The organism is Variovorax sp. AC103, from assembly GCF_979254005.1.
In genome coordinates, this window is sequence record NZ_CEEDFC010000049.1 from 1 (window position 1) to 8068 (window position 8068).

Here is an 8068-nt window from a genome sequence, read left to right on the forward strand (position 1 = left end):
GGGGTGGGGCGGGAGGGTGTGCGCCATCGGGGACTCGCATCGCGAAAAAAAGAACGGCGGAGTTTGCAAGGCCCGACGTGCCTGAAAAGCAAACAATGGTTAAGTCGCGCGCAGCGCCAGAAGAATCCCGCGCGAACTGCGAACAAGTTCGCACGCCTCGCGGTCAGGCTTTGTCCGGCACGGGCGCGCGCCGCTTTCCGGCGCGCCGCCCCAGCGCCTGGCGTCACGATGGCAGCCTTGCCAAAGCAATCTTCCCTTCCCCCCAAGCGCCGCGCGGCGCGCCCCATCGGCGACTACGCGCTCATCGGCTCGACCCACAGCGCAGCGCTGGTGCACCGCGGCGGCGACATCGAATGGCTCTGCCTGCCGCGCTTCGATTCGGCCGCCATGTTCGCCAGCCTGCTGGGCGACGAGCGCAACGGCCACTGGACGATGCGCGCCAAGGACCCCAAGGCGCGCGTCACGCGGCGCTACTTGCCCGGCACCGTGGTGCTCGAGACCACCATCGAGACGGCGAAGGGCGCCGCCACCGTCACCGACTTCATGCCGCGGCCCGCAGCCGACGGCACGCAGGAGGTGGTACGCATCGTGTTGGGCGTGCGCGGCACCGTGGCCATGCACACGGAGTTCCGCATCCGCTTCAACTACGGCCAGTGGATTCCCTGGATGGACCGGCACGACGGCGCGGTGTTCGCCATGGCGGGCCCCGACGCCGTGCGCATCACCTCCGGCGTGCCGCTGACCAACGAGAACTTCGCGAGCTTTGCCGACTTCAGCGTGTCCGCCGGCCAGTCGATCGCTTTTTGCCTCGACTGGTTTCCCTCGCACCTGAAGCCTCCGGTGACGCGCGACGCCAGCGCCCTGCTGGCGCGCACCGTCGCCGAGTGGAGCGCATGGACCGAACGCTGCGGCTACCGGGGCGAGTTTCAGGAGCCGGTGATGCGCTCGCTGCTCACGCTCAAGGCGCTGACCTACGAGCCGACCGGCGGCATCGTCGCCGCGCCGACCACCTCGCTGCCCGAGCAGCCGGGCGGCGAGCGCAACTGGGACTACCGCTTCTGCTGGCTGCGCGACGCCGCGCTCACGCTCTACGCGCTGATCGGCTCCGGGTACGTGGAAGAGGCCAGCGCCTGGCGCTGGTGGCTGATGCGCGCGGTGGGCGGCTCACCCGAAGAGCTGCAGGTGATGTACGGCCTGCACGGCGAACGCTCCCTGACGGAGCTCGAGCTCGGATGGCTGTCGGGCTATGAAGGCAGCCGGCCGGTGCGCATCGGCAACGGCGCGCACGGGCAGCTGCAGCTCGACGTGTTCGGCTCGGTCATCGCGGCCTTTCATGCGGCGCGCAAGGCCGGGCTTTCGGACATGGACAAGGTGTGGCCCCTGGAGCGCGCCATTGCCAAGCAGTTGATGGTGCTGTGGAAGCAGCCCGACTGCAGTCTGTGGGAGGTGCGCGGCGAACCGCGCCACTTCGTGCATTCCAAGATCATGTGCTGGCTGGCCTTCGACCGCATGATCGCGAGCGCGACCGAGTTCGGCCTGGAAGGCCCCGTGGAGACATGGCGCGCGGTGCGCGACGAAATCCATGCCGAGGTGTGCGCGCGCGGCTACGACGCCGTGAGCAATTCCTTCGTGCAGTACTACGGCGCCGACACGGTCGACGCGGCGTTGCTGTGGATGCCGCTGATCGGCTTCTTGCCGATCCACGACGCGCGCGTGCAGGGCACCATTGCGCGCGTCGAGAAAGAGCTTGTCTTCAACGGGCTGGTGTACCGCTACCGCACCGAGGAGGGCGTGGACGGGCTCGCAGGCGGGGAGGGCGCGTTCCTGGCGTGCAGCTTCTGGCTGTCGAACGTGTACGTGGCCATGGGCAAGGTGCGCAAGGCGCGCGCGCTGTTCAAGCGGTTGCTGGCGCTGGGCAACGACCTGGGGCTGTTCGCCGAGGAATACGACCCGGTGGCGAAGCGCCAGCTGGGCAACTTTCCGCAGGCCTTCTCGCACATCGGGCTGGTCAACAGCGCACATGCGCTGGTGGCGGCGCAGGGCGGCGTGTGGGAGCTGGCGGACCTGGACGGCAAGGCGGGCCCCAGGTCTTCGCAACCGGGGGCTAAGCCGAAGACGACGGCGCCGAAGACGACGCTGAAGAAGGCGACGCCGAAGCCGCGAGCGCGAACTCCTCGGCGCTGAACACCGTGTGGAAGACGCTGCCGTCGAACATCTCGAAAAGCTTCTTGGAGACTTCGCGGCTTTCGTGGCGCACGGGGGAGTCGAGCGCGGTGGCAATGTCTTCGCGGCTCGCATAGCGGATGGACAGCACCATCGCCAGCGTGGGATCGCTCACATCGCTTTCGAGCTGGCGCAGCACGCGCACTTCGAGCGCGCCGGGAAAGCGGGTCCACAGGGGCACCAGCTTCTGGTGCACGTGCTGGTCGAAGGCCTCTTCCATGCCGGGCTTGACCTGGCCCTTGAAGAACGCGCAGCGGATGAACATGGGTGTCTCTTTTCTGTGGTGAAAACAGGGGGGGCGCCGCGCCTCAGCCGCGGTCGTAGCCGCTGAACTGCCGCATCATCGCGGCCGTGTCTTGCGCGCCGAGGCCGGCTGCGACAAAGCTGCGGTGCAGTTCCGCGACGGCGCCCGCGAGCGGCAGCGGCAGGCGCTCGCCCTGCGAGAAGGCCTGCACCGCCTCGAGGTCCTTGAGCATGTTGTCGATGCGGCCGGTGGGCGTGAAGTCGCGCGCGGCCATCTTGGGGCCGAACTCGCGCAGGATCTGGCTGTCTGCGCGACCGCCTGCCAAGGCTGCGGGCAGCTTCGACGCATCGACACCGCCGGCCTCCGCGAGCCGCACCGCCTCGGCCACCGCCTGGAAGCCGATGGCGCACAGCAGCTGGTTGACCAGCTTGGTGGTCTGGCCCGCGCCGCTGTCGCCCATGCGGGTGTAGTTGGCGCACAGGCTGTCCATGACGGCGCGTGCGCGGCGCACATCATGGTCGCTGCCGCCGGCCATCACGGTGAGCTGACCGAGCAGCGCCTTGGGCGCGCCCCCCGACAGCGGCGCGTCGACGAAGCCCATGCCCGTGCGCTCGCGCAGCGCTTCGGCCAGCCGGCGCGTGGAGGGCGGGTCGATCGACGACATGTCGATCAGCAGGCGCTGCGCATCGGCCGGCGCCGAGGCAATGCCGGCCTCGCCGAAGATCGCGCGCTCCACCGTGGCGGCCGCGTTGAGGCTGGTGATGACGAAGTCGGTGGCTGCCGCGGCCGCCTGCGCGCTGCCGGCGGCCTTGGCGCCGTGCGCTTCGAGCGCGGCCACCTTCGCGGTGTCGGGGTCGAACACACGGACGTCGTGGCCGCAGTCGAGCAGCCGGCGCGCAATGGCCGAGCCCATGATGCCGACGCCGATCACGGCCACGCGCTGGCGGGGGGCGGTCATGCGGAAACTTTCATCAGGGGGGCGCTGGCCCTGCGTTGAAGGAGCCGGGCGCCCACGTCCGCGACGATCAGCGGGACCGGCGTGTCGATGGCGGTACGCAGGACGTCGGTCTCGCCCGCGTCGGGCGGCTCCAGCGTCTGCAGCTGGCTCTCGAGCAACGCGGGCGGCATGTAGTGGCCGGTGCGCTGCGCCATGCGCTGGCGAATGAGTGCGCTCGGCCCGTCGAGGAACACGAACTGCAGTTCGGGCGACGCGGCGCGCAGCCGGTCGCGGTAGGCGCGGCGCAGGGCCGAGCAGGCCACCACCACGCCATGCGGCGCGGCGGTGCGGTCGGCCAGGCACGCGCCGATGCGGTCGAGCCAGGGCCAGCGGTCCGCGTCGGCCAGCGGCAGGCCGGCGCGCATGCGCGCCACGGCCTCGGGCACATGCAGGTCGTCGCCGTCGACCCAGGGCACGCCGAGCATCTGCGCCAGCGCGGCGGCCACGCTGCTCTTGCCGGTGCCCGACACGCCCATGACCACCACGCTCAGGCGTCGTTGCGGCAGGGAGGCTGCAGCGCGCACGGTGTCAGAGGCTCGCGGTGATGCCGCCGTCCACGTACAGGATGTGGCCGTTGACGAAGCTGGACGCATCCGAGGCCAGGAAGATGGCCGCGCCGCCGAGCTCTTCCACGTCGCCCCAGCGCCCGGCGGGCGTGCGGCCCGACAGCCAGCCCGTGAAGGCCTCGTCGGCCACCAGCGCCTGCGTGAGTTCGGTCTTGAAGTAGCCCGGCCCCAGGCCGTTCACCTGGATGCCGTACTTGCCCAGGTCGATCGCCATGCCCTTGGTGAGCATCTTCACCGCGCCCTTGGTGGCGGCGTAGGGCGCAATGCCCGGTCGGCCCAGCTCGCTCTGCACCGAGCACACGTTGATGATCTTGCCGCGCTGGCGCCCGATCATGCGTTGCGCCACGAAGCGACCCACCAGGAACACGCTGTCGATGTTGGTGGTGGTGATCTTGTGCCAGGCGTCGATCGGGAATTCGGCGAACGGCCCGCGATGCTGCATGCCGGCGTTGTTCACGAGGATGTCGATGGCGCCGATGCCGGCCTCGATGGCGGCCACGCCGGCTTCCACCGCGGCGGCGTCGGTCACGTCGAAGGCCACGGCCTCGGCCGCGATGCCCTTGGCGCGCAGGGCGTCGCGGGCAGCGGCCAGCGATGCGGCGTCGCGTGCGTTGAGCACCACGCGTGCGCCGGCGTTGCCGAGCGCCTCGGCCAGCGCAAAGCCGATGCCCTTGCTGGAGCCGGTGATGAGGGCGGTGCGCCCGGAAAGATCGAACAGTTTCAAGAAAAGCTCCTGGGGCGATGACAGCGTGATGGCGGGTAAGTTACCGGTATCCTGGAGGGCCGTCAACCGGTGAAACCTGTGTTGCCAGTTCCATTGGCAACGGGTTAAAGTTACCGGTATCTTATTCGGTTCTTTCTTACCGTCATCCGCAGGAGACATCCGCTTGACCGCTACCGCCACCTCCCCGCACGTGCTGATGCCCGGCACCTACCCGGAATGGGACATGACGCCCATGCAGTCGGCCTACACGCTGCACCGCCTCTGGGAGGCGCCTGACCGGGCGGCCTTCATCGCCGAGCACGGCGCGAACATCCGCGCCGTCGCCACGCGCGGCGAGCTGGGCGCCAATGCCGAGCTCATCGCGGCGCTGCCGAAGCTGGAGCTGATCGCCTGCTACGGCGTGGGCACCGACGGCATCGACCTGGCCGCCTGCCGCGCGCGCGGCATCCGCGTGAGCAACACGCCCGACGTGCTCAACGGCGACGTGGCCGACCTGGCCGTGGGCCTCACGCTGGCGCTGCAGCGTCGCATTCCGGCGGGCGATGCCTTCGTGCGCAGCGGCGCCTGGGCCGACGGCGGCATGCCGCTGGCCACGCGCGTGTTCGGCCAGCGCGTCGGCATCGCCGGCTTCGGGCGCATCGGCGGCACCATCGCGCGCAGGCTCTCGGGCTTCGACGTGGAGCTGGGCTATTTCAGCCGCACGGCCAAGGCCGACAGTCCGCACCGCCACTTCGCCAGCCTGGAGGCCATGGCCGACTGGTGCGACGTGCTCATCGTCATCCTGCCCGGCGGCGAGGCCACGCGCGGCATCGTCAGCGCGCAGGTGCTGAAGGCGCTGGGCCCCAAGGGCTGGCTGGTGAACGTGTCGCGCGGCACCACCGTCGACGAAGGCGCGCTGCTGCAGGCGCTCGAGCAGAAAAGCATCGCCGGCGCGGCGCTCGACGTGTTCCTGAACGAGCCGCGCATCGACCCGCGCTTTGCCGCGCTCGACAACGTGGTGCTCACGCCGCACCACGGCAGCGGCACCGAGCAGACGCGCCGCGCCATGGGCGAGCTGGTGCGCCGCAACCTCGAGGCCCACTTCGCGGGCCGGCCCCTGATCACCCCCGTCGCCTGACCTGAACAGAACTGAACTGAACTGAAGAAGGAAACATCATGCGTTTGCGTTGCATGTGCCTCGTGATCCACGCGCCCGACGACCTGCGCCTGGACGAACAGGACGCCGGAGAAATCGGTCCCGGCCAGGTGCTGGTGAAGGTCGGCATGGGCGGCATCTGCGGCTCCGACCTGCACTACTTTCACAACGGCGGCTTCGGCACCGTGCGCATCAAGGAGCCGATGGTGCTGGGCCACGAGGTGGCCGGCACGGTGGTGGCGGCGGCCCCGGGCGTGCAGAACGTCCGCATCGGCGACAAGGTGGCGATCAACCCCAGCCGCCCGTGCGGCGTCTGCAAGTTCTGCCTGGAGGACCTGCCCAACCAGTGCCTGGACATGCGCTTCTACGGCAGCGCGATGCGCACGCCGCACGTGCAGGGGGCGTTCCGCAACATGCTGCTGTGCGAGGCCACGCAGTGCGTGAAGGTGGCCGACCACGTGCCGCTGCGCCTGGCCGCGCTGGCCGAGCCGTTCTCGGTCGGCCTGCACGGCGTGTCGCGTGCCGGGCCGCTGCTGGGCAAGCGCGTGCTGGTGTCGGGCTGCGGTCCCATCGGCGTGCTGGCCATCGCGGCGGCGCGTGCGCACGGCGCCGCCGAGATCACCGCCACCGACGTGGTCGACGAGCCGCTGGCCATTGCGCGCGCCATGGGCGCCGACCAGGTCATCAACGTCGCGAAGGACAAGGAGTGGGTGTCGCGCTACTCGCCCGACAAGGGCACCTTCGACGTGATGCTCGAATGCTCGGGCAACGAGCGCGCGCTGCGCGACGGGATGGAGGTGATGCGCCCGCGTGGCGTGGTCGTGCAGCTGGGCCTGGGCGGCGACGTGAGCATTCCGCAGAACATGGTGGTGGCCAAGGAGCTCAGCATCTGCGGCTCGTTCCGCTTCCATGCCGAGTTCGCGCTGGCGGTGCGGCTCATCAACGAAGGCCGGGTAGATCTGTCGCCGGTGGTGACGCACACCTTCCCGATGCTGCAGGCGCGTGCGGCTTTCGAGCTGGCGAGCGACCGGCAGAAAGCGATGAAGGTGCTGATCGATTTTGCGGATGTGGGCGCGAACGCGGGCGCCGACACGGCCGCGCACACCGCGCCGGCCTGACGCCGCTCAGGAGCTTTCGCGCTGCTCGATGTGAAACGGGATCAACACCGTTTCCGCCGGCGGCCGATGTCCTTCGCGGGTGCCGTCCAGCACGCGCAGCAACAGTTCCCCCGCCGCCTTGCCGATGCCCACGCAATCCACCGCCACGGTGGTGATGCGCGGGTGGCAGGCACGCGCCACCTCGAAGTCGCCGAAGCCCGCGATCGCGATGCGGCCCGGCACGCTCCAGCCGCGGCGCTGGCATTCCATGAGCGCGCCGAAGGCCGAGAGGTCGGACACGCAGAGAACGGCGTCGACGTCGGGCCACTGCCGGATCAGCTGCGCCACCGCCTCGCCGCCCTGCGCCATCGAGATCGGCGGCTGGCCGAAGCTGATGACGCGGCCGTCGGGCAAGCCCAGTTCACGAATGGCCTGCGCATAGCCGCGCTGGCGGTCCGCGCCGCGCGTGTCGCGGTTCGATGTGCCGCCGATGTAGGCGATGCGCCGGTAGCCCTTGCCGTGCAGGTGCCGCACCATCGCCGCGGCCGCCTCGGCATTCGAGAAGCCGACCGTGTGCCCCACGGGCGTGGCGGGCAGGTCCCAGGTCTCGACCACGGGCACGCCCGCGGCCTGCAGCATGGCGCGCGCGGCGGGCGTGTGCGCGCCGCCGGTGAGGATCACGCCTTCGGGCCGGCGCGCGAGCATGGCGCGCAGCAGGCGCTCTTCGGTCTCCACGCGGTAGTCGGTGTAGCCCAGCAGCACCTGCAGGCCGCGTGCTTCCACCGCTGCGGTGATGCCCTGCGCGGTCTCGGAAAAGTTCGAGTTGTTGAGCGAGGGAATCAGCACCGCGATGAAGCCCGAACGCTTGCTGGAGAAGGTGCGCGCCGTCTGGTCGATGACGTAGCCCATCTCCTCGCAGGCCTGCAGGATGCGCTGGCGCAGCGCCTCGGAGGTTACGCGGTCGCTGCTCTCGCCGCGGTTGAGCGCGCGCGACACCGTCATCTTCGACACGCCGACGCGCGCGGCCACGTCGGCCATCGTCGCGGGGCGGGTGAGGGGCTGTCTCTTATACACATCTGACG

8 protein-coding genes are annotated in these 8068 nt (G+C 70.0%); 3 read left to right on the forward strand and 5 right to left on the reverse strand.

Going from position 1 to position 8068, the window contains the following annotated elements; translation table 11 throughout:
• The first annotated feature begins 228 nt into the window (after nucleotides 1-228).
• Nucleotides 229-2184, forward strand: coding sequence for a glycoside hydrolase family 15 protein (locus AC0IYU_RS34615; protein WP_472126877.1), 1956 nt, complete (start codon nucleotides 229-231; stop codon nucleotides 2182-2184).
• Here AC0IYU_RS34615 and AC0IYU_RS34620 read toward each other — a convergent pair.
• Genes AC0IYU_RS34620 through AC0IYU_RS34635 form a run of 4 tightly spaced genes read right to left on the reverse strand, consistent with a single transcriptional unit; the run spans nucleotide 2105 to nucleotide 4754 of the window.
• On the reverse strand, nucleotides 2105-2488 hold the full coding sequence (locus AC0IYU_RS34620) for a putative antibiotic biosynthesis monooxygenase (RefSeq protein WP_472126880.1): 384 nt from the start codon (nucleotides 2486-2488) through the stop codon (nucleotides 2105-2107). The genes AC0IYU_RS34615 and AC0IYU_RS34620 overlap by 80 nt on opposite strands.
• 43 nt (nucleotides 2489-2531) lie before the next feature.
• Nucleotides 2532-3425, reverse strand: a complete 894-nt coding sequence (locus tag AC0IYU_RS34625; protein ID WP_472126883.1) for an NAD(P)-dependent oxidoreductase — start codon at nucleotides 3423-3425, stop codon at nucleotides 2532-2534.
• Nucleotides 3422-3988 carry a gluconokinase gene (locus AC0IYU_RS34630; protein WP_472126886.1) on the reverse strand — a complete coding sequence of 189 codons (567 nt, stop codon included), beginning with the start codon at nucleotides 3986-3988 and terminating at the stop codon, nucleotides 3422-3424. Before AC0IYU_RS34630 ends, AC0IYU_RS34625 begins: the two co-directional genes overlap by 4 nt.
• Nucleotides 3989-3992: 4 nt before the next feature.
• Nucleotides 3993-4754: an SDR family oxidoreductase gene (locus AC0IYU_RS34635; protein WP_472126889.1), complete on the reverse strand. Its 762-nt coding sequence runs from the start codon at nucleotides 4752-4754 to the stop codon at nucleotides 3993-3995.
• A gap of 163 nt (nucleotides 4755-4917) precedes the next feature.
• Between AC0IYU_RS34635 and AC0IYU_RS34640 the strand changes: the two genes are divergently transcribed.
• Nucleotides 4918-5871, forward strand: a complete 954-nt coding sequence (locus AC0IYU_RS34640; RefSeq protein WP_472126891.1) for a 2-hydroxyacid dehydrogenase — start codon at nucleotides 4918-4920, stop codon at nucleotides 5869-5871.
• 38 nt (nucleotides 5872-5909) lie between these two features.
• Nucleotides 5910-7007: an L-idonate 5-dehydrogenase gene (locus AC0IYU_RS34645; protein ID WP_472126893.1), complete on the forward strand. Its 1098-nt coding sequence runs from the start codon at nucleotides 5910-5912 to the stop codon at nucleotides 7005-7007.
• Between the two features lie 6 nt (nucleotides 7008-7013).
• Here AC0IYU_RS34645 and AC0IYU_RS34650 read toward each other — a convergent pair whose 3' ends face one another.
• Nucleotides 7014-8024: a LacI family DNA-binding transcriptional regulator gene (locus tag AC0IYU_RS34650; RefSeq protein WP_435484797.1), complete on the reverse strand. Its 1011-nt coding sequence runs from the start codon at nucleotides 8022-8024 to the stop codon at nucleotides 7014-7016.
• Nucleotides 8025-8068: the final 44 nt, after the last annotated feature.